Source organism: Micromonospora sp. NPDC049366 (genome assembly GCF_044466625.1).
In the GTDB taxonomy this organism is placed as follows: Bacteria; Actinomycetota; Actinomycetes; order Mycobacteriales; family Micromonosporaceae; genus Micromonospora.
The window spans coordinates 133950-155094 of record NZ_JBITMV010000018.1; the positions used below are offsets into that span (position 1 = coordinate 133950).

Below are 21145 nucleotides of genomic sequence, written 5' to 3' on the forward strand. Positions count from 1 at the left end.
GGCGCTCAGAAACGTGCCGGCGGCAGATTGACGCCGGCGGAACCGGTCGCGAGGTCGTTGATCGGTTGCAGGTTGCGGACGTTCCTCGCCTCCGCGTCGGTGTAGTTGGCATAGTTGCCCTGCAAGCCGAGGCTGATATCGGTCAACGCATCGTGCATCATCCGGGCGTAGGTGTCCCAGTCGATCATGAGCTGCTGGAAGGTGTCCTGGGCGATGCCGTGCCACGTCGCCTCCAACCCGACCACGTAGTTGCGCAACACCGCGAGCTGCTGCGACACCTGCTCGGCCGTCTGACTGCAGCTGATCGAGGCACTGTGGACCATCTCCGGTGTGACCCGGAAGCCTGGCATCGTCATGGCTTCTCCCGTCGGAGGCGGTAGATCGACATTCGCGCACCAGGCTTCCAGTGCGCCGGGACCACCGCGAGTTACCAAACGGACGTCCCCATCGGGTCCGCTCAGCGGGGCGTGACGTAGCCCAGCTCGATAGCCCGCCGGGTCAGCTCCGCCTTGTTGCCCGCGTTGAGCTTGCTGCGGATCCGCTTGACGTAGGTGCTGACGGTCGACTCGGTCAGCCCCATGCGGCGGCTGATCTGGCCGTGCGTCAATCCTTCGGCCAACAGGCGCAGGGTCTCGACTTCCCTGGCCGCCAACTGCGACTCCCGGCCGGTCGGCTCGGGTGCGGTCTGGTGCAGCAGGTGGTGGAGAAGGTCGGCGGAGACGTGCAGTCCGCCGTGGAGCACGGTGTCGATCGCGTGGAGCAGCTCCGCGGCATCCGAATCGCGGCTGAGGAAGGCTCGGGCGCCACCCTGGATGGCGGTGGGCAGGTTGGGTGGGTCGTCCGGCCGGCAGAGGGCGACGGTGCGGCTCGTCGTCGGGAGCAGCCTCCAGAAGCTTGCGCCGACCCGTGCCCCGCGGTGCCGCAGATCCAGCACCACCAGCGCCGGTGCGTCGTCGCCGGCGGGTAGTGCGGTGAGCGTGTCCACCACGTGTCGTACGACGAGATGCGGAGCACTGGCCAGGACCTGGGCGAGGCCGTTGCGGAGGATGGCGTTCTCGGACACCACGGCCAGTCCCGATGCCTCCCCGTCGGCCTGTCCCATCCTGCTCTGCGACGCGTCGCTGCTGCTCATCGTTCCGTTCCTGTTCCCGAGCATCGCTGTCCGGCTCGTCACGCCGGTGGAGCTCGACTCGTCCCGCCGGCTACCCGAGTGGGACCCCGAATTGATGTCCCGATTGATGTGACGGAGGCGGAGCACGTTTGTTCGGTGCCGCGTCGAACGTGCGAGATTCACCGCACCTGAGCGGGCGTGCGCCCTCGGGCCGGGCCGAGGCGGCCGGCAGGTCGGCGCCGATGACCGGCCGAGGCGATGTCCCGGAAAGGTAACTGTCGGTTCGCGTTACCGGCGGTTAGAAACGAACCATGACCATGCCTGACTTCCGGCAGATGACCGAGCAGATGAAGAAGCTCACCGTCGACCTGGAGCGCGTCCGGGAGGAGTTCGAGTCGATCGAGGTGCACGGCAGCTCACCGGGCGGCAGGGTGCGGGTGACCATGCGCGCCGGCAAGCTGGACGCGCTCTGGATCGACCCTGCCGCGATGGAGCAGGCGCCCACCCGGCTCGCGGAGGAGATCCTGGGTGCCGTGCGGGACTGTGAGGCGAACTCCACCCAGATGCTCGGTCGGAGCACGGGTCCCATGACGGAGGCGATGGAGAAGCTGATCGGTGAGCTCGGGTGACGCGTCTCGGGCGGTGCCGCGGCGGCCGCGTTCTGACGGACCGCGTGCGGCGCGAACCATGGGATCTCGTGTACGTCGTTCTCACCTGAAGGGTGCCGGGCCCTTCCGTGTAGCAGCGCCATCCACTCCTGAGAGGACACCATGTACGTACGTCGTCGCCTCGGCGCCGGTCAGCGCCTGATCACCGAGGTGCGCCAGCCGCACGAGGAGGAGTGGCGGTTCGCCGAGCCGGATGCCGCGCTCGGGTACGTCTCGCCGTTCGCCCCCGAGTGGGAGGCGGCTCGTGCCGCGGAACACGCCGCCGAGGGCGACGTGGTGCTGCCGTTCCAACCGCTGTCGTTTCGGGACTTCCTGCTCTACGAGGAGCACAACGTCGGCGTCGCCCGGGGGTGGGTGCGCCGATTCCGACCGGCGGTGGCCCGGCTGGCCACGGCGTTCGAGTTCACCACCCGCAGGACGTTCCCGCTGTTCCGGCCTCGTCGGCTGTGGTACCAGCAGCCGATCTACTACATGGGCAACGCCGCGACGGTCGTGCCCAGCGGAACCCCGGTTCGTGGCCCGAGCTACACGACGGCGCTGGACTACGAGCTCGAACTGGCCTTCGTGCTCAACGCGCCGCTGCTCGACGCGTCGCCAGCCGAGGCCGAACAGGCGATCGGCGCTTTCGCCGTGTTGTGCGACTTCAGCGCACGGGACGTGCAGGTCGCCGAGATGGGCAGCAACTTCGGCCCACAGAAGGCGAAGCACTTCCTGACATCGCTGTCGGCGACCGCCGTCACCGCGGGCGACATTCTCCCGCGATGGCGGGAACTGGCGGCCACGGTGGAGATCAACGGAGAGGTGGTCGCGAAGCCGGATCCGACCCACGCCCGGTGGACGCTCGGCGAGATGCTGGCCCACGCCTCGTCCGGCGAGCGGCTCCTTCCGGGGGAGGTCTTCGCGACCGGCACCTACGTCAACGGGTCGGGTATCGAGATCAATCGGTGGCTCAGACCCGGCGACACCCTCCGCCTCGCCGTCGACCAGGTCGGAGCGATCGAACACCGGATCATGGCGTGAGCGTCGGGTCGACCACGCTCAGGGCAGGTCCGCCGGGGTGAGGAGCGTCAGATGCTCCTCCGTCGGGTCGGGCACCTCGGCAACTCGCTGGGCGTGGCGTTCCGTCATGTCCTGGAACACCTGCCGTGCGGTGCGTCCGTTGCCGAACGGCACCTCGCGGTCGAGCGTCGAGAAGAACCGCAGGAGCGCGGCGACGGTCTCGTCGGCGAGCCGGTACTGGTGGGCGTTCGCCTGCCGCCCGACGATCTGGACCAGTTCCGCGTCGTCGTAGTCGGCGAAGGTGAGCGTGCGGGTGAACCGGGAGGCCAGGCCCGGGTTGGAACCGACGAAGCGGGCCATGTCCGACGGGTAGCCGGCGGCGATCACCACGACCTCGTCACGGTGGTCCTCCATCAGCTTCACCAGCGTCACGATCGCCTCCTGGCCGAAGTCGCCGCTCTGGTGACCGGCCGGCACCAGCGAGTACGCCTCGTCGATGAACAGCACGCCGCCGAGAGCGCGCCGGAACACGGCCTGGGTGCGCGGCGCGGTGTGGCCGACGTACTCACCCACCAGCGTGGAGCGGTCGGCCTCCACCAGGTGTCCGGAGTCCAGCAGTCCGATCGCCGCGAGGAGCCGGCCGTAGAGGCGCGCGACCGTGGTCTTGCCGGTCCCCGGGTTTCCGGCGAACACGAGGTGCCGCCCGAGGGGTGGTGGTTGCAGTCCCGCGTCCTGCCGTTGCCGGACCATCTGCATGACATTCACGAGGCGACCGACGTCCTGTTTCACGCCGGCGAGCCCCACCAGGGCGTCCAACTCGGCCAGCAGGTCCACCAGCGACTCGGCGCCCGCGGTGCGAGGTTGTCCGGCTCCACCGGGCGCGGCGCCGACCGTCAGCGGAGCGGGGCGAGACGCCGGCAGGTCATCCGCGTCGATCCCCGAGGAGCTGCACTCCTGCCACACCGGCTCGGCGCGCGGATCGAGGCTCAGCCCGCGCGCGGCGTCCACCAGCCGCAGTCGCTGAAACAGCGGACGCGCGCCCGCGCCGACGTGCAGCGCCGGATAGCGGGTGCGGGTGACGAGGCAGTCGACGAACCTGCCCTGCGCGCCGTCGTGCAGGTACATGCCGTTCATCTGCGTGTCGGAGATCGAGCTGGACCGCACGTCCGGCCGTGCCTCGCCACCCACCACCAGGCCGGTCCCGCCGGTGTGGGAGATCGTGCAGCCCTCGATGACGGCCATGGCCCGATCGGCCAGGCGGACGCCCGCGTCGCCGGTACCGCTGATGAGGCAGCCGGAGAGCAACCCGGCCGTCCCCTCGGACACCAGGATCCCGGTCCGTCCGCTGTCCCGGATCTCGCAGTCGCGCACCTGCGGTAGGTGCCTGCTCGCCAACGTCACTCCGGTCGCCGCGCCGGCGACAACGCAGCCGATCGCGGTGAGGTCACCGCGGTTCTCCACGGCCAGGCCGCCCATCGCGGCCGCCTGGATCCGCACCTGGTGCAGCTCGGCCAGAGCCAGATCCACGACGCGTACGCCGAACTCGGGGGTCTCGTGGACCTCACCACGGGTGAGGCGAACCTCTGCCCGGCCACCCACGTGCACCCCGGTGTAGCGGGTGCCGGTGAGCCGCACGTCGGTCAGCCTCGCGCCGGCATCGTCGCGGACCAGCACCCCGTTGGCACCGGCCCGATCCACGCTGATCCGGTCGCCCGCCACGTCCGAGCCGTCCCGGACCACATAGCCGGAACCGCCGGATCGGGCGACCGAGGTGTTCTCGATCCGCACCCGCGCGTCTCCGGTCACCAACACTCCGGCGCCGGCTGGCTCGGTGATCGTGCCGGCGCGCACGACCACGCTGACCGCGCCGGACACGGCGATGCCCGATCGGGCGGCCCGGGCCACCTGGACCTCCTCCAGCAGCGGCCCTCCGGTGCTCGCGCCCGCCGCGGCGGCGGCGCTCTGCGCGGCGCGGGCCGGCGCGGGCGCTCCCTCGACACGGATCCCGTCGCCCCGGGAGTCGCGGATGCGCAGCCCGCGTACGGTCGGCGCGGCCTGCTCCCGCAGCACCAGCCCGGCGCCGGCCGGGCTGCTCACCTCGCAGCCCTCGACGAGCCCGCGCGCCGCCCCGGCAAAGACCATCGCGTCACCGGCGGCGCGGCTGACGCGGACTCCGCTCAACCGGGGTGCGGCATCGCCCTGCACCAGGATGGCGTCCTTCGGCGCCGCGGTGACAGAGCAGTCGGTCAACAACGCCTCGCTCGTCTCGTCCAGGACGATGCCGCCGTCGGACACCCGGCAGTCACGGAGCACCGGAGCCGCGTTCCCGACGACGCGGACCTCGCCCCGGATCTGGCAGGCCTCCAACGCGACGGCGCCCCGCTCGGCGACCACCGCCGCGGCCCTGGCGCCTCCCGCTATGGACAGTCCCTGGACGGTGCCGGAGTCGGCCAGGAGAACCAGCGCCGGACCGTTCGTACCGACCAGCCGAACACTGCCCGAACCGCCCTCCGCGCGGATCACCACGGGCTTGTCGACAACCACCTGCTCGACGTACTCGCCCGGTTCGACGCAGATCGTGGCGCCGGGCGACGCCTTGCGTACCGCCGCGCCGATGGTGCGGTGGGCACCCCAGCCGCGGGGTGCCACCCGCTCCCAGGCTGCCTTCACGTCACGCGGCCACGCAGCGTGCTCTGACCGCACCTCCGGCAAGGTGCGGGTAGGTCATCGAGTAGCCGTTCGGGTTTCCCCGGCTGGTGAGCTTGACCGCGATCTTGCCGTTCTCGGCGGGCCAGGTGCCGAGCGTCACCCAACGCCGGTGGTTCGCGCCCTGGTTGACGAACACCTGCCCGGTCGGGTTCGAGTAGCTGACGTTGTCACTCGTGTCGTGGACGATGAAGAAGTGTGCCCTGGTGGCAGCCACGTCGCGCGGGCTGTTGCTGGTCGGGACGTAGAGCGACAGGGTGCAGGACTGTCGGCGGCTACCGACGTTGAAGCCCCAGACGATCGCCTGCCCCGGCTGGTCCCAGTTCGCGTCGCCGGACATCGGCATGTCCGTGAACTGTCCGTTGCAGCCGTCACCGGTGTAGCTGCCGTTGGCGAGGGTCCACCAGCCGGCGTCGCCCTTGGTGTACCAGCCGTACTCCGCATACGTGGTGCCGGCGCTGGCACAGCCACGTCCGGCGACGCCGGTGTACGTGACGGTGGGGGACGGCGACTGCTTCTTCTCGGCCGTGGTGGCCCGCTGGGCAGCTGAATCGGTGCCGGCGGTCGAACCCGACCGGGCTACCGTGCCGGTCGACCCCGACTGAACCGTCGGGCCGGACGGTCCGGGCGGGCCGGCGGGTCCGGGCGGTCCAGGAGGGCCGGCCGGTCCGGGGGCCCCGGGCCGGCCGGCCGGGCCCGAGCCAGGGGCGGTCGCGGACGTCCCGACGCTGGGGACGGAAGCCTCGGTCCTGCCGGCGGTGGAGGTCTGGCCGGTGCCACTGGACCTGTTCAGCAGTGCGCCGCCGGCCACGACCACCGCCGCGACCACCACGACGGTCAGGGCGCTGACGGCGACCGTGCCGACAGCCGAGTGGGGGCGGGTGCGACGGACGGTGCGTGCGAAGGCGCCGACGAAGCCGCCGCGGGCGTCGCGGGGTCGGAGATCCGGCGAGGCTGCGGCAACGCCGTCTTTCGGTGTGTCCGTCGCGGTGGCCGATGCCGTCGCACGTTCCCGCTTCCCGGCCGACGTGTCCATCGACTCCGACATTCCGCTGCCCCTGCCAATCGTGAATCTCTGCTCGCCGCGGTGGACGCGACGGACCCCGTACTGTCTACGGATCCGGCTGACGTCCCGACGAGTTCCCGTTCAGGGACCCGTGTTCGAGGTCCCGACCCGCGCCGGCCACGTCACGGCGTGCGCGAACCATCTGGGCGATCCGTCACCGCGGCATCGCCTGGTCATCGGTCTGTCCGGCGCGCTGGCGCTGTTCGGCACGTCGCGGCCGTCCCGGGGCGCCCCGCCGGTGTCCTTCCGCGCCTGGAGGTGCGCGGAAGGACACCGGCCACCGATGACTCGGTGCTGACGCGCTCTGCCTGAGGTCGCCGAGCGGTCGGCGCGTAGGCCGCCGTACGTGCCGGCGGCTTTCTTCCCCAGCGAGTCGCGCGCTGACCGCTGTCGGAGGGGAGCCCCGAAGCAGTCACCACCTCCTACAACGGCCCCCGACGGGCGGAGTTCATCCACGACGTTCCGCGGCTGGAGGTCAGTGTGGAGGACCGTTGAGGAGCCCAGTGCCGCCGGTCGAAGGTGAGCCCGAGCGGGAGCACGAGTGGAGACGTCATGCCCCGATGGCGTAACCCGGGACGGAACAGACGGTTCGTGGCCGCCGTCACACCCCGCGAGGCGGACCTGCGGGCGATCGGCGAGCGGGGGGTCGGGGCACGGATCGACCCGGGGCTCACCGGGAGGCGCCTGTGTCGGAGGGCCCACGAGCAATCTGACAGATTCGACTCTTCATGCGTCAGGACTGGTATGAGTATCTCCGGGTCCGTCCAGGATCTTGCGCCCCAACTGATCAATAACCGCTACTACTGGCTCGGCTACGGTCGGGAGGAGCGGATGGATGACGACGGGCTCACGTGGTATCGCAGCGGGGTTCGGCACGGGCTGTTGAACGGCATCCTGCGGGTCGGCGAGGACCGGTTCGACGAGGCGCTGTCGATCGCGAAGGGCTTCGGTGAGCTTCCGTGGGTGTGGTGGGTCGGCCCGGACAGCTATCGCGGTCTGGCCGACGACCTGCGCGCGGCGGGTGCGGCCGAGGCGGGCGTTCTGCCGGTGATGGCTGCCCGGATCGATCAGCTGGTCGAGCCGCCGGTGCCGGTCGGCCTGTCGATCGAGAAGGTCGTGTCGCCCGGGCGGCTGGGTGAGTGGGTCGCGGCTTACGCGGGCCCGATGGGCGTGCCCGCGGACCAGGAGGGCGCCGCGCTGCTGATCGAGACCGACTACCCGGACGCGCCGGATCATCTGATTCGTTTCGCAGGTGTGGTGGAGGGCCGCGTCGTGGCCACGTCCGCCCTGCTCGACCGGGGTGGGGTCGCCGGCATCTACCTGGTGGCCGCTCAGGAGCAGTTCCGCCGTCGCGGCATTGGCGCAGCGCTCACCTGGGCGGCGATCGCGGAGGGCCGACGCCGCGGGCTGCGCGTGGCGACGCTGCAGGCGAGTTCCATGGGCCGGCCGATCTATGAGCGGATGGGTTTCCGCACGGTGGCCGAGTACCAGCTCTTCAATCGCGTTTGAGTCGGGGTGGCACTCCCCGGTTGCCGCCGACGGCGTCCGCGAGGCCGAGCCCCGGCGTCGTGCCCGGTCAGCGGGGCCAGCGGAGCGGCCCGGGGTGGACGGACCAGAGCAGGCGGCGCCACCGGGAACGAGTGGCGCGCAGGGCCGTCACGTAGGCGGTGGCGGCCCCGACGGCCCGGTCGGCTTGCGCGACGGTGGCGGTGCCGGGCGCGAACGTGACCTGGTTCAGCAGGTCGGCCAGGTCCTGCACGGCGTCCGGCGCGCCGCCGCGACCTGCCTCGCGACCGTCGGGTTGGCCACCGGCGGGCGGGTCACCGCTCGAATCGTCGGCCCCGGGCGGCGTGACGGCGCGGCGGGCGTGCCGGGCGACCTCGGTGGCGGCCAGGTCGGTGCCGGCCGGGTGGCCGGCCAGGCGCAGCGCGTCGGTGACCTCCCGCCAGGCGCCGGCGATGCGCTCGCCGGGGTCGCCCCGCCCGAGGCGGGCGCGGGTCAGCGAGCGGCGCATCGCCAGCAGGGTCAGCAGCACCGCCCCGACCAGCAGCAGCAGGCCACCCGTGCCGCCGCCGACGAGCACCGGCGTCGACAGGCCGCCGTCGGTGTCCGGTCCGGTCGCGTCGGCCGCCGGCTCGGGGGACGCGGTCGGCTCCAGGGTGGGCGCCGGCGCTTCCGACGGGGGCGGGTCCTCCGGCTTCGGCCGGAAGTCCTCCTCCACCGGGCGGGGCTCCCGGTCGGGGCGGGGCATCGGGTCGAACGGCACCCAGCCCAGGCCGTCGAAGAGCACCTCCGGCCAGGCGTACGCGTCACCGGCGCGCACCGGGCCGTCCCCGCTGGACCGGAACCCGACCACCACCCGCGTCGGCAGCCCGGTCAGCCGGCCCAGCACCGCGAACGCGGCGGCGAACTGCTCGGACGTGCCGCGCTGCCCGCCGCCGTTACGAGGGCCGAAGAGGAAGAAGGCGAGGTTCGGGTAGGCGTGGCCGCTGGGCGCGTCGGCGACCACCCGGTAGTGCTCGGCGAGGAACTGTTCGATGGCGGCGGCGCGCGCGTACGGGGCGCCGTTGTCCTCGGCGAGTTGGGCGGCCAGCCGGGTCAGCGGCTCGGGCGCCCCGTCGGCGACGCGCAGCACCCGGGCCACCGCCTCGCCGGCGGGCACGTTTGCGGTGGCGAGGAGGTTGGCGTCCGGCTTCTCCCGCGCCGAGGTGACCGTGTACCGCAACCCGGGGGTGAGCCCTTCGGGTCGGATCAGGGTTCCGGTGGCCGGGTCATACGCGACCCGTGCGCCGCTGACCTCGCGGGGGGTGGCGACGGCGGGCAGCAGCCGCCCGGTCAGTTCGGCGACGGTGATGTCCTGCCGGACGGTCTCCACGGTGCTGTCGCGGGCCGGGTCGGTGGTGGGCAGGATCCGCCCGGCGTTGCGGTAGGTGGCGCCGACCCGCCAGGTGACGCCGTCGTAGTCGCTGAGCACCGCCAGCCGGATCCGCACGGCGTTGCCGTCGGCCGGGTCACCGTCACTGGTCTCGTCGCCGGGATCACCCGACGGTTCCGCCGACGGGTCGGCGGGCGCGGTCGGAGCGGCGCCGTCGCGCTGTGTCGTCACCTGCAGGAGCTGCTGTTCCGGGTGCAGCGCCCATCCGGAGATGCGGATCAGCGGGTTCTCGTCGAGGGTCTCCACCTGCGGGGGCTCGACGTAGCGGCGGGGGTCCACCGGCCGCCCGTCGACCCGTCCGACGATCGCCGGCCCGAGCAGCGCCACCAGCGCGACGACGACGGCGACGCCGACCGTCGCGCCGGCGGCGAGGCGGGCCCGCACCGCGACCCGGACGCGGGGGGCCAGCCCGGCGACCGGGTCGCCGCCGCCGCGGGCGGGCCGGTTGGAGGCGGCCAGGCCCAGCGCCGCGGCGGCGACGAACGCGACCGTGGGCCACAGCGCGGGTCCGGCGTTGGGGCCGACGACGTAGAGGGTGCCCGCGTAGAGCAGCGCCGGTGGCAGGTAGCCGGCGAGGACCCGGCCGGCGCGGACCGCGACCTCGGTCCCGGTCAACCCGGCCAGCCAGGCGGCCACCAGCGGCACCAGCACGGTGTCGGGGGCCGGTTCGACGGGGATCATCGCGGTGAGCAGGCGGGGGATGCCGTTGCGGGCGGCGTCCCCGGCGACCTCGGCGAGGCTGCCGGGCAGGGCGGCGTGGGTGGCGGCGATCCGCAGCGACCAGGCGGTGTAGCCGGCCATGGCCAGCACCGACAGGGGGGCGACCAGCCAGGACGGCAGGCGTCGGGCGGCGACGCTGACCAGCACCGCGCCGGCGGCCGCGCCGGCTACCAGTTGCGGCAGCAGCGGCCCGGCGTAGACGCGGCCGAGCACCACCCCGGCCAGCGCGGTCATCGTGACCAGCGCGAGGGGCACCGGCAGGGCCCGCAGCACGGCGGCGGCCCGGCCGGGACGGGCACCCGGGTCGGGGGCGGCGTCGTCCATAGGGGCGGGTCGGGCGTCGCGGACGGTCACCACCGGCGGACCCCGTCCCACTCGGCGGCGAACTCCGCGCCGTCTGCCGCGTCGATGACCACCAGGCCCGCGGTGCCCGGCGGCGTCGGTTCGGTCGCGCCGAACACCCCGACCACCACCGACGGGTACGCGCCGCGCAGCGCGCCGACGTGTCCGAGGTCGTCGCGCCCGCCGGGGCCGGTGAGCACGACGAGGGTGTCGCCGAGCCGGTCGCGGCGCAGCCGGGCCGCGGCCGCCCGCAGCGGGTCCTCGTCGTCGACCGGTGCGCCGTCGACGAGGTCCACGGCGGCGAGCCGGTCCAGCGGCCCGCCCGGACCGGTGGTGGTGTCCGGGCCGGCGGTGTCGTCGGTGTCGGCCCGCCGCCGACCGCGCAGCACCGCCCACGTGCGCGCCGCCGCGCCGCGCCCGGCCGGGCCGGCGTCGCCATCGTCGGTGCTCGCCGTCAGAGTGTCGGGGACGGTCATCAGCAGGTGCGCCGGCAGGTCCGCCCGGTGCGCGGCGGTCAGCACCGACGCGGCCGCCTCACACGCCGACTCGAACGACGCGGCCACCCCGTCGCGGCGGTCCGGGTGCGCGGAGGCCCGGTTGTCGAGCAGCACCACGATCCGGGGCAGGCTGGTGTCCACATTCTCCCGCACCATCAGCTCACCCACCCGCGCGCTGGTGCGCCAGTGCACCCGGCGCAGCTCGTCGCCGACCACGTACTCCCGCAGCGAGTCGAAGGTGATCGACCCGTGCGCCACCGCGTCGACCCGCCCGTCCAGGCTGCGCCCCGCGCCGGTCGGCACCGCGGCCATCGCATGCACGCGCGGGTACACCCACACCGGCACGGTCGCCCCGTAGGAGCGCGACAGCGACACCAGGCCCAGCGGGTCGCGGCGGGTCACCCGCAGCGGCCCGACCCGCACCACCCCGCGTCGGCGGGTCGGCACGTCGTAGCGGACGGTCGTGTCGGTGCCGGGGCGCAGCCGCAGCAGGGGCACCGGCACGGCCCGCTCGGCGCAGCGGTCCTCGGCGAGCAGGTTCGCCGCCCGCAGCCGGGCGGTGTTGCGCACGGTCAGGCTCATGCTGGCCGGCTCGCCGCGACCGACGCGGTCCGGGTCGGCGTGCCGGGTGACGGCCAGGCGGGGCCGCCACGCCGCGACCACGGCGGCGTAGCCGACGGCGGTGGCCGCCGCCGCGCCGAGCAGCGCCAACTCCGGGTACGCGTAGCGGATACCCACCCCGAGCAGCAGCACGGCGGCGGCGAGCAGCCCGACACCCCGGGCGGTGATCCCCACGGCGGTGCGGCCGGTCAGCCCTGCACCGGGGCGGGCTGCCCCGACGGCAGCGGCACCGGCACCGACGCGACCGCCTGGCGCAGCACCTCGGCGGCGGTCACCCCGCGCACCTGCGCGTCGGGGCTGAGCAGCAGCCGGTGCGCGAAGACCGGCTCGGCGAGGGCCTTCAGGTCCTCCGGCATGATCCAGCCCCGCCCGTCGATGAGCGCGTACGCGCACGCCGCGCGGGTCAACGCGATCACCCCGCGGGGGCTGACCCCGACGCGGACCTGCGGGTGGCTGCGGGTGGCGGCTGCCAGACGCACCGCGTACGCGTAGAGCGGCTCGGCGATGTGCACCCGGCGGGCCATCTTCACCATCTCCCCGACGGTGGCGGTGTCGGTGATCGCGGTCAGCGCCTCGGGGGAGCGGACGGTGGCGCCGCGCAGCACCTCCACCTCGACGGCCTCGTCGGGGTAGCCGACGGACAGCTTCACCAGGAACCGGTCGAGCTGCGCCTCCGGCAGCCGGTAGGTGCCGTCCATCTCCACCGGGTTCTGCGTGGCGACCACGAGGAACGGCTGCGGCACCGGGTGCCGGACGCCGTCCACGGTGACCGTGCGCTCCTCCATCACCTCCAGCAGCGCCGACTGGGTCTTCGGGGAGGCCCGGTTGATCTCGTCGGCGATGACGATGTTGGCGAACACCGGCCCGGGGTGGAACTCGAAGCCGCGGGTGGCCTGGTTGAAGATGGTCACCCCGGACACGTCGGAGGGCAGCAGGTCCGGGGTGAACTGGATGCGCCGCCACTTGCCCTTCACGGTCGCGGCGATGGCCCGGGCGAGGGTGGTCTTCCCCACGCCCGGCACATCCTCCAACAGCACGTGACCCTGGGCGAACAGCGCGGTGAGCGCCAACCGGACGACCTCCGGCTTGCCGAGCACGACCGAGTTGACGTTCTCGGCCAGCCGGGCGGCCAGCGCGGCGAAGCCCTGCACCTCCGGCTGGGTGAGCGGCTCGTGGGTGTTCACGTGGTGGTGCTCCTTGCCTGGGTGGTTCAGCAGGTGGGCAGGACGTTGATGTTGTCGCCGCCCTCCAGGTTCAGCCAGGCCCAGGGAATGTAGTTCTTCCCGTCGTACTCGACCTGCACCCACCAGGTGCTGCGCTTGTCGTTGTTGTAGATGTAGGCGTACACCTCGTCACCGGACTTCTTGCAGTACGCCTTGAGCCGGGTGCCGGGCTTCGCCCAGCCGACCTGCCGGTCGTTGTCCTGCCGGGTCACCGAGAAGATCTCGTTGCCGTTGCGGCCGCTCACGTCCTTGTCGCAGTAGGTGGCGGTCTCGCCCTCGGCGCCGTTGTGGCAGGTCGCGATGCCGTAGAGCGCGTCGGTGCTCTGCGCGCGGGTGACGGTGCCCTTGCCGGCGGCGTTGCTGGCGGTCACCGTGAACGTGTACGCCGTGCCCGGCGTCAACCCGCTCATCGTGATGCTGGAACACGCGCCGCTCTTCGCCGGCTCACCGGGCGTGGTCAGCGTGCAGGTGGCCTGCCCGCCGCCGGCGTCCACGGTGAACGTCACCGTCGCCGCGGTCGCCGTCGCCGACGACCCGGTCACCGTCACCCGCGGCTCCGCGACCGTCCGCGCGGTGGCGGTGGCCTCCGGGCCCGCCCCGGCCTCGTTGACCGCCTTCACCTTCACGGTCACGTTCTGGCCGTTGCCCAGGCCGGTCAGCGTCGTGCGGGTGTCGGTCACCTCGCTGGTGCGCCCACCCACCTCCACCTGGTATGTGGTGACCGGGCGCCCGTTCGGCTCGGCCGGCGCCCACTGCACCGCCACCGTGCCCGGCTGGTTGGCCACCGTGCTCGCCCGCAGCTCGGCCGGCCGACCCGGCGCCGCGAACGGCACCACCGTGTTGCTCACCGGGGAGGCCGCCGAGCCCGCGCCCTTGTCGTTGACCGACACCACCGTGAACGCGTACTGGGTGCCGTACTCCAGCTCACCGGCCGGCACCACCAGCTCCGTCTTCGGCGACTCACCCACCGGGGCGTTCGTGCCCGCCGACGTCGCCGTCACCGCGTACTTGGCGATCGTGTTGCCCTGCCCGTTCGCCGCGGGCCACCGCACCAGCACCGTCCCGTCAGGGCGCTCCTGCGCGGTGACGCTCGCCGGCGGGTCCGGCACCGCCGCCGTCGGCGTCACCGGGTTACTGGTCCGCGACGGCCCCGCGCCCTTGGCGTTGACCGCGTGCACCGAGAACCGGTACGTCTCCCCGTTGGTCAGGCCCGTGATCTCCACGGCCCGCTGGTTCGCGCCCACCTCACGCTTCTGGCCGGCGCCCTCCACCACGTACTTGGTGATCTCCGCGCCGTTCGCGGCCGCCGGCCGCCAGCTCACCCGCGCCTGCGCGTTGCCGGCCGCGGCCGTCACGCTGCGCGGCGCGCTCGGCTTACCCACGCGAGGCCTCTTCGGCGGGGGCGGCGGCGGAGCCACCGGCGGCGGGTCACCACCGAGCACGTCGTTGGCGTACTTGTTCACCTCACGCACCTGGTGCTTGTCGTCCACCACCCGGGCGGTCGACGAGTCCGGGGCGTTGATGAACAGGTGGTTCTCCCGCACCTCCAGCTCCAGCGGCCCGGTCGCCTTCCCCTTGACCGTGTCGACGAGCGTGCCGTCCGCGTCGAACGCGTAGAGGGCTCCCGTCGCCTCGTCGGCGCAGTAGAACCGGCCCGCCCACGCCACCGCCGGGCTCAACCGGTCACCGGTGCCCGGCACCGCGAACGCGCGCTCCTCACCGCCGGCCTCACCGACCACCAGCACCCGCCGCTCACCGGGCAGCGTCACCGGCACCTTCGGCCCGCTCGTACGCGCCGGAAGCGCACCCGGTGAGGCCATCGTCAGCTTCGTCGGGCGCACCGTGCCCTGCTGCACCGTCACCAGCGCACCGGCCGTGCGGTCCAGCACCGCCACCCCGTCATCCAGGGTGGACACCACCAACTCGTGGCTGGGCTGCGCCACGTCGTACGTCTCCACCTGCTTCGGGCTCAACCCGCCCGCGGTGCCCGGTGAGGCGGGCTTGGCCGGCAGCGCCGCGGCGGTGATCGCCGAGACGGTGCCCTCGCTGGGCACCGCGATCCACAGCCGGCCCGTGCCGTCGAACGACCCGCCGGTGATGCCCGGGGGATAGCGGATCGGCTCACCCACCGGCGACAGCGACCGCGGGTCGAGCTGGCGCACCACACCCTGCACCGCGTCGACCACGAACGCCGCGTCCTCATGCAACGCCACGTTCACCCCCAACCCGGGGGTGGTCCGCGTGGTCGCCGTGATCTGCAACGTCGCCAGGTCCAGGGAGCTGACCTGACCGGTGTTCAGGTCCCGCAGCACCAGCAGCCGGTCGGTCTGGGTGACCTGCATCGGGTGCCGACGCGCGCCCGGCACCTCCGTGCGGGTGTCCACCCGCGCGGTGACCCCGTTGACCCGGGCCAGCTCACCGCGCACCGCGCTCCACAGCCACGAACTCGCGTCGTAGCTGGCCACCGCGTTGTCCGCCGCGCCCAGACCCAACACGGTCAGACCCATCGCGGCGAGCAGCGCGGTCACCGTGCCGATCGTGACCAGCCCACCCCGCAGCCGCCGCGAACGGGGACGGGGATTGTCGGGCCCGGTGCTCACGGCATCATCGATGGTGGCCACAACCGGCTGCCTCCCGTGTCGTCGTGGCAGGTGGCGCGCCCTGCCGGCGACCCCTCCCCTGAGCCGGGTGCCATCATAGGGGCCCGCGCCGCGCGGGGGGAACCCGTACCGTCCGGCTGTGGACACCCAGCGTGTCCGCGATGGACGCGCAGGTCAGCCCGACGGAGTGCGCCGCTCACGATCGGTGCACACCTGCCCCGAGGTGGCGAACGTGTCCGTCGACCAGACCGCCAACACCGTGAAGCAGTAGTCCACCCGGGCGCTCAACCCGTTGACCGTGTAGCTCGTCTGCCCCGGATCCACGGTGGCCATCACACCCAGCGCCTTACCGGTCCGCCCACCGGCCACCATGAACGGCACCGTCCCACCCGACGGATCCGTCCACGACAGCGTGATCGTCGCCGAGTCGTCCCGCAGCTCCAGATCACCCGGAGGTGGGCCGCTCGCCGTCGGCCCCGCCGGCACCGGCGAGGACCCCGGACCCGCCGCCGGCGTACCGTCGCGGCTCAACACCAGCGCACCGACCCCGGCCACCGCCGCGACCGCCACCCCGATCGCCGTCACCGCCACGGCCACCGCCGCCCGGCTCCGGCCGCGCGACGCCGGCTCCTCCATCAGGGGGTACGCGGGCGACGGCGCCATCTGCCCCGGGTAGGCGGACGGAGCGGGCGGCCGGTACGGCTCCACCGGCGGGTAGGTGACCGCCTGCCCCGCGGCGGGGTGCGGCTGGCTCGGAACGGTGTCGTAGTGGGCCGGGGCCGGGTGGGACTGACCGGCGTTGGTGTGGTGTCCCGGGGCGAGCGATGGGTTCGGGTTCGCTGGAGCCGTCGGGGTGTGCGCCATCGTGCTCGACGCAGGATGGGCGACGGGTGCCGCAGTGTTCGGGTGTGCCGACGCGACCGGGGCGACTGTGCTGGGCGCGGCCTCGCCAACGGACGTCATGCCAGGAGCGACGTACCCGGGCGTTACCGGCTCGGACCTGCCGCGCGCGTCGAACGTTTGCCGCCCGGGCGTATCCGTCGCGGGCTGATCGGGCCAGGAGACCAGCCCCTGGTCCAACTCGTCCGCGTCGGGTGCAACGTCCTCAGCTGGCTTGGCCTCGGCCGTGTCCGGAGTGGGCAGCGGCTGCGGCGGGGCCGTCGCTGCCCACGCCGGGGCGGTCATGCCCCACGGAGGAGCGCTCACCGGCGGAGCGCTCACCTGCTGCGGGTAGCCCGGCGGGCCGCTCACCGGCTGCCCGGGCGGACCGCTGACCGGCGGGAAGTAACCGGGCGGCGCACTGATCGGCGGCGCCGACACCGGGTGCGGCTGAGCCGAGCCGTACCCGGGCGGCGCGGACACCGGCTGAGCCGGACCGTGCCCGGGCTGGCCGGGTGGGGCCGAGATCGGCTGTGCCGGGCCGTACCCGGGCTGGCCCGGCGGCGCCGAGACTGGCATCGGAGGTGCGGGTGGGGCACTGACCTGCTGCGTCGGGTACGGCGGCACCGACACCGGCGTCGGGTTGCTGTACGGCAGGTTGGTCGGGGCCTCGCGTGACGGTGTCGCGGCTGCCGCCGGACCGGATGGCGTGCTCACCGGGCCGAGGTGCGCAGCGGGGCCGACCTGCGGTCCCGTGCCGGTGCCCAGCGGGGATCCCGCCGCCGCCGGCTCTCCGCCGGCCGCCTCTCCGTGGCCGGGGGCGCCTGCTCTGGCCCGCGCGATCTCCTCCTCCAACAGCGGCCCGATCTGCTGGACCTGCACCGTCGGGTTGTCCCAGCCCGGTGCCTGCGGCGTCGGAGACGGTGCCGGGGGACCGGGTACGTGCGAAGCTGGCGGCGCGGGCGAGGCGGGAGGCGCTGCCGGGGCAGCGGACGGCCGAGCCAGCGGTGTGGGAGTGGCGGGCGCTGACGGCTGCGGCGGGGCGGTGGTCGCCGGGTCGGCCGTCCAGGACGCAGGAGGTTGCGGCGGGGCCCAGGGGGATGCCGGCGCCGAGGGGACCGGAGCGGCAGCGCCGGGCGACCCGGCCCAGGCCGAGACGGGCGCCCCAGGCGGGGGCGCGGCATTCCCTCGTTGCCCGGCCGATGGGTTGGCCGACGCCGTGGGTGTGGGCACGAAGTGAGCCGACGGTGGCTGGGCGGGCGGAGCCATGGGCGTTGGCCCGAGCGGCCCCGCAGGAACGGGCGCGGGGGGAGCCACAGGTGCAGGTCGGGGCGCCACCGCGGGGGCGGGCGCAGGGGAAGCGGCGGATGACGGAGCGGGCGGTGCCGCGGAGGGAAGCCCGGACGGGGCCGCGACGGGCGGCGGCGTCGGTCGGGCCGGTCGCCGGATCGGCGGCAACGTCGCGAACGCCATCGTCGGTCCGGACAGCGCCGCCATCGCCCCCTGGTCCGGAGCGACGGGACCGGCGGCAGTCGCTGCGGGCACCGGGTCGGGGTGGCCGAGGTAGCGGCGCGCGATGCGTACCGCCGGATGGTCCTCGCCGAGCACGGCGGGCCCGGCGTCGGCGACGCGGGCATAGTTGCGGCGGGCCTCGTGCCGATTGCCGAGCTCCTCAGCGACGCCGGCAAGGTCGTAGGAGATGGCCAGCATCAGCGGGTCGGACGGGTCCCAGCGGCGCTCCCCGGCCGCGTACGCCTCCTCCAGCACCCGGCGGGCGGCCATCGGGTCGTCGGCCTCGCGGTGGAACCGGGACAGCAGGTGAGCGGTGTTGAGGACGTCCGGGTGGTCCTCGCCGTACGTCGGACGGGCGGCCCCGACGGCCTCGGCCAGCAGCTCACGGGCAGCGCTCAGATCGCCCGCGTCGCGCAGGGCGAGGGCCCGGTGCGCGGCGGCGGCCAGCGGGGAGGGGTGGGACACGTGGTCATGCTGCCGGGTGGACCCCGGCGAACGCTACCCGGACCCGCCCCGATGGGCGGTACGTCCGGTCTGAGCAGCCAAACCAGCGAGGATCCTGGGGCGGGGGAGCGCGATGTGCATGATCCACCTCGGCCGTGTACAGTAACTCCCCGTGCGGCCCGCCGGGCCGGCTCACGGTGTGGAGATCACCGGAGTCGGCGAGGTAGGCTGAACACACCCAGTCCGGGTGGCGGAATGGCAGACGCGCTAGCTTGAGGTGCTAGTGCCCGTATAGGGCGTGGGGGTTCAAGTCCCCCCTCGGACACAAACGATTGCCCCACGGTGTGCGCTGAGATCCACTTCAGCGCGCACCGTTTGCATTTCGGGCTGGTAGTTCAGTCGGAGTCCGAGTTGCCGGTAGACCTCGGCCTTATCGGCTGGGTCGGCGTAACGGAGCACGGTGGTGATGTCGCCGAGCGCGGTCACCAGGGCTGTGATCTCTACCTGGCTCATCCGGCGCGGGGCGGTGCCCGCGATAGTGGGTAGTTCGGTTTCCGCGCGGGCGCGTTCGGTCTGGGTCTGCGCGATCCAGCTTGGCATCGCACGCGGTGATGATCGCTTGAGCTGCGGCTCTCCTTGCCGCGGTCCCACGTGGGTGACCTGTGCAGCTCGGGCAGTTTGGTGATCGTCTCGGCGAGGGCTCTGCTCATCGTGATGGATCAGCACCGTGAACCTCGTGGTTCTATAACGCGATCCCGCCAGCGGCGTTCACATAGGAGTGCATGAGTAGAGCTGATTCACAGTCATCGAACTATACGGACCGACGTCCGTTGTAGATAGACATGAGAGCAACAAGATGGCTTGTCGGTCCCGCACTGGCCGCTCTACTCGCCACCGCTGCCGGTGTCCCGGCCCAGGCCGCGCCGGTCCACGCGACGGCGGCGGATGGGTGGACCAGCACCTGGTCAACGGCACACCACAATGCGCGAGGCGACTATCCGGCCAGTACGACCGTCCGGCAGATTGTCCGCACCAGCATTTCCGGCACCGCGGCGCGGATCCGGTTGAGCAACGCCTTCAGCGAGCAGCCGTTGACGCTGTCCGATTTCCACCTGGCGGAGCGCGCCTCAGGCGCGTCGATCGTGACCTCGACCGATCGCAGCGTGACCTTCGGCGGGCAGACCTCGGTGACCATCCCGGCCCATGGGGAAGTGATCAGCGACCCCGTCCCGTTCCCCGTGCGGGCAGAGTCGGACGTCGTCATCAGCTTCTACCTGCCCGAGCGCGCGCAGGGCGTGTCCACCCACGACTTTTCGTTCCAGGAGAACTACCTCGCGGACGGCGACGTCGCCGGCGCAGCCGATATTGCGGTGCGGGAGACCATCTGGCGGTACATCATCATCTCCGACCTTGACGTGCTGAACATCGCGGCAACCGGAACGTTGGTGGCGTTCGGCGCTTCGATCACCGAGGGGCACAACTCCTCGGGCAACGCGAACCAGCGGTACACCAACTTGCTGGCGACCAGGTTGAACGCCTCGGGGCGTACTGTCGGGGTTGCGAATGAAGGGGTTGCCGGCAACCAACTCCTGGGCGTCGGCATCGGCCAGAGCGCCCTCGACCGCTTCGACCGCGACGTACTGAGCCGCTCGGGCGTCAGGTGGGTCATCTTCGCCGACAACCCCATCAACGACCTCGCCAGCGGCCGGGAACCGACCGGGGAGCAGCTCATCGGTGGCCTTCGCCAGCTGATCGACCGGGCGCACGCCGCCGGGGTCAGCTTCTTCTGCGCGACCCTTACGCCGTTCGAGGGCAACGAGCACTGGCGTCCCGCCAGGGAGGTCGCTCGCAGCGAGTACAACGCCTTCGTACGAAGCGCTGGTTCCGGTTGCGACGCGGTGATCGACTTTGACCGGGCCACCCACGACCCGGCGGCGCCCACCCGGTTCCTGCCCGCCTACGATGCCGGCGACCACCTGCACCCCAACAACGCCGGCATGGCGGCGATGGCTAACGCGGTCGCGCTCGGGCTGTTCGGACCCGCCATCCCGGAGGCGCCGACCACCCTCGCCGAGGCCTTCAACAACATTGGGGTTACCAGCGACACCAACACCGGCCCGGGCAACTTCGACGGAGGCGGCGCGAGCTTCTCCGGGCAGGCACTCGCGGCCGGCGGTGCCGTGCCGGGTGGCAGCGTGACGACCGGCGGTGTCTCGTTGACCTGGCCGGCGACCGCCGGAACGGGCCAGCCGGACAACGCCATCGCCACCGGCCAGCTGATCACGGTGCCGGGCTCGGGGAACACGTTGGCGTTCCTCTACTCGGCCAGCTACGGCGGAGTCTCCGGCACCGGCACGATTCACTACAGCGACGGGACGACCCAGACGTACCGGCTGGACTCGCCGGATTGGTTCGTGTCCGCCACCACCGAGGCCACCGTGGCGGTGGTCGCGAGCTACCAGAACCGGCAGGGCAACGTCCGATACGACGCACCGAGCGCGGTATTCAGCGCGCAGGTGCCACTCGCATCCGGAAAGGCCCTGACGGGCGTACGTCTGCCAGTCGCCGGCGGTGCGCCGGTGCAGGCCGGTCTGCCGACACTGCACATCTTCGCCGCGGTGGTGACGAACCGGTGACCCCAGGCGGTTCCAGGAGCCGAATGAACCCCAGGGACCCGGCCAAGTCGTGGCGCGTTTCCGGCTTGAGTTGGTTGGTGTAGATGTGCCCGTGTGGGGAGATGCAGGGCGGGCATGACCAATTTCGAAAATCATCGATGCCTTCTAGGCCTTGTTGATCGTTCGAAGTGGCATGCCCGCACTGCC

General features: G+C 72.8%; 14 protein-coding genes and 1 tRNA gene. 5 read left to right on the top strand and 10 right to left on the bottom strand.

Annotated features, from left to right (window positions below):
- Positions 1–5: 5 nt before the first annotated feature.
- Both ACIBTV_RS24470 and ACIBTV_RS24475 read right to left on the bottom strand, forming a co-directional pair.
- The gene (locus tag ACIBTV_RS24470; RefSeq protein WP_396708430.1) at positions 6–356 is read right to left on the bottom strand and encodes a WXG100 family type VII secretion target; all 351 of its coding nucleotides are present in this window, start codon (positions 354–356) and stop codon (positions 6–8) included.
- A gap of 101 nt (positions 357–457) precedes the next feature.
- The gene (locus ACIBTV_RS24475; protein ID WP_396708432.1) at positions 458–1132 is read right to left on the bottom strand and encodes a LuxR C-terminal-related transcriptional regulator; all 675 of its coding nucleotides are present in this window, start codon (positions 1130–1132) and stop codon (positions 458–460) included.
- A gap of 290 nt (positions 1133–1422) precedes the next feature.
- On the opposite strand from ACIBTV_RS24475, the gene ACIBTV_RS24480 reads away from it, so the two are divergent.
- Both ACIBTV_RS24480 and ACIBTV_RS24485 read left to right on the top strand, forming a co-directional pair.
- Positions 1423–1740 (top strand): YbaB/EbfC family nucleoid-associated protein, encoded by a 318-nt coding sequence (locus ACIBTV_RS24480; RefSeq protein WP_396708434.1) that lies wholly within the window; start codon positions 1423–1425, stop codon positions 1738–1740.
- Positions 1741–1881: 141 nt separating this feature from the next.
- On the top strand, positions 1882–2799 hold the full coding sequence (locus ACIBTV_RS24485; RefSeq protein ID WP_396708436.1) for a fumarylacetoacetate hydrolase family protein: 918 nt from the start codon (positions 1882–1884) through the stop codon (positions 2797–2799).
- An 18-nt stretch (positions 2800–2817) separates the two neighbouring features.
- On the opposite strand, the gene ACIBTV_RS24490 is transcribed toward ACIBTV_RS24485, so the two are convergent.
- Together ACIBTV_RS24490 and ACIBTV_RS24495 are read right to left on the bottom strand one after the other, a co-directional pair.
- Complete coding sequence (locus tag ACIBTV_RS24490; RefSeq protein ID WP_396708438.1) at positions 2818–5427, bottom strand: right-handed parallel beta-helix repeat-containing protein; 2610 nt, start codon at positions 5425–5427, stop codon at positions 2818–2820.
- Positions 5428–5449: 22 nt separating this feature from the next.
- Positions 5450–6532, bottom strand: coding sequence for a hypothetical protein (locus ACIBTV_RS24495; protein WP_396708439.1), 1083 nt, complete (start codon positions 6530–6532; stop codon positions 5450–5452).
- 762 nt (positions 6533–7294) lie between these two features.
- Between ACIBTV_RS24495 and ACIBTV_RS24500 the strand changes: the two genes are divergently transcribed.
- Positions 7295–8059: a GNAT family N-acetyltransferase gene (locus ACIBTV_RS24500; protein WP_396708441.1), complete on the top strand. Its 765-nt coding sequence runs from the start codon at positions 7295–7297 to the stop codon at positions 8057–8059.
- Positions 8060–8126: 67 nt separating this feature from the next.
- On the opposite strand, the gene ACIBTV_RS24505 is transcribed toward ACIBTV_RS24500, so the two are convergent.
- From ACIBTV_RS24505 to ACIBTV_RS24525, 5 genes are all read right to left on the bottom strand, one after another.
- Positions 8127–10580, bottom strand: a complete 2454-nt coding sequence (locus tag ACIBTV_RS24505) for a transglutaminaseTgpA domain-containing protein (protein ID WP_396708443.1) — start codon at positions 10578–10580, stop codon at positions 8127–8129.
- Positions 10556–11839, bottom strand: a complete 1284-nt coding sequence (locus ACIBTV_RS24510) for a DUF58 domain-containing protein (RefSeq protein ID WP_396708445.1) — start codon at positions 11837–11839, stop codon at positions 10556–10558. Before ACIBTV_RS24510 ends, ACIBTV_RS24505 begins: the two co-directional genes overlap by 25 nt.
- A 14-nt stretch (positions 11840–11853) precedes the next feature.
- The gene (locus ACIBTV_RS24515; RefSeq protein WP_396708447.1) at positions 11854–12849 is read right to left on the bottom strand and encodes an AAA family ATPase; all 996 of its coding nucleotides are present in this window, start codon (positions 12847–12849) and stop codon (positions 11854–11856) included.
- 26 nt (positions 12850–12875) lie between these two features.
- Positions 12876–15509, bottom strand: a complete 2634-nt coding sequence (locus ACIBTV_RS24520) for a fibronectin type III domain-containing protein (protein WP_396708449.1) — start codon at positions 15507–15509, stop codon at positions 12876–12878.
- Between the two features lie 153 nt (positions 15510–15662).
- A complete protein-coding gene (locus tag ACIBTV_RS24525) occupies positions 15663–18344 on the bottom strand; it encodes a tetratricopeptide repeat protein (RefSeq protein WP_396708451.1) in 2682 nt (893 codons plus the stop codon).
- A 220-nt stretch (positions 18345–18564) separates the two neighbouring features.
- Between ACIBTV_RS24525 and ACIBTV_RS24530 the strand changes: the two genes are divergently transcribed.
- A tRNA-Leu gene (locus tag ACIBTV_RS24530) sits at positions 18565–18648 on the top strand.
- Here ACIBTV_RS24530 and ACIBTV_RS24535 read toward each other — a convergent pair.
- Positions 18630–18923 carry a hypothetical protein gene (locus tag ACIBTV_RS24535; RefSeq protein WP_396708453.1) on the bottom strand — a complete coding sequence of 98 codons (294 nt, stop codon included), beginning with the start codon at positions 18921–18923 and terminating at the stop codon, positions 18630–18632. The genes ACIBTV_RS24530 and ACIBTV_RS24535 overlap by 19 nt on opposite strands.
- A gap of 464 nt (positions 18924–19387) precedes the next feature.
- Between ACIBTV_RS24535 and ACIBTV_RS24540 the strand changes: the two genes are divergently transcribed.
- Entirely contained in the window at positions 19388–20959 is a 1572-nt protein-coding gene (locus tag ACIBTV_RS24540; protein ID WP_396708455.1) for a GDSL-type esterase/lipase family protein, read from the top strand.
- Positions 20960–21145 lie beyond the last annotated feature (186 nt).

Excerpts from the sequence above, each read along its gene's own strand:
- ACIBTV_RS24535 (WP_396708453.1), bottom strand. The coding sequence starts at position 18,923 with ATGCCAAGCTGGATCGCGCAGACCCAGACCGAACGCGCCCGCGCGGAA.
- ACIBTV_RS24470 (WP_396708430.1), bottom strand. The coding sequence starts at position 356 with ATGACGATGCCAGGCTTCCGGGTCACACCGGAGATGGTCCACAGTGCC.
- ACIBTV_RS24475 (WP_396708432.1), bottom strand. The coding sequence starts at position 1,132 with ATGAGCAGCAGCGACGCGTCGCAGAGCAGGATGGGACAGGCCGACGGG.
- ACIBTV_RS24495 (WP_396708439.1), bottom strand. The coding sequence starts at position 6,532 with ATGTCGGAGTCGATGGACACGTCGGCCGGGAAGCGGGAACGTGCGACG.
- ACIBTV_RS24485 (WP_396708436.1), top strand. The coding sequence starts at position 1,882 with ATGTACGTACGTCGTCGCCTCGGCGCCGGTCAGCGCCTGATCACCGAG.
- ACIBTV_RS24500 (WP_396708441.1), top strand. The coding sequence starts at position 7,295 with ATGAGTATCTCCGGGTCCGTCCAGGATCTTGCGCCCCAACTGATCAAT.
- ACIBTV_RS24480 (WP_396708434.1), top strand. The coding sequence starts at position 1,423 with ATGACCATGCCTGACTTCCGGCAGATGACCGAGCAGATGAAGAAGCTC.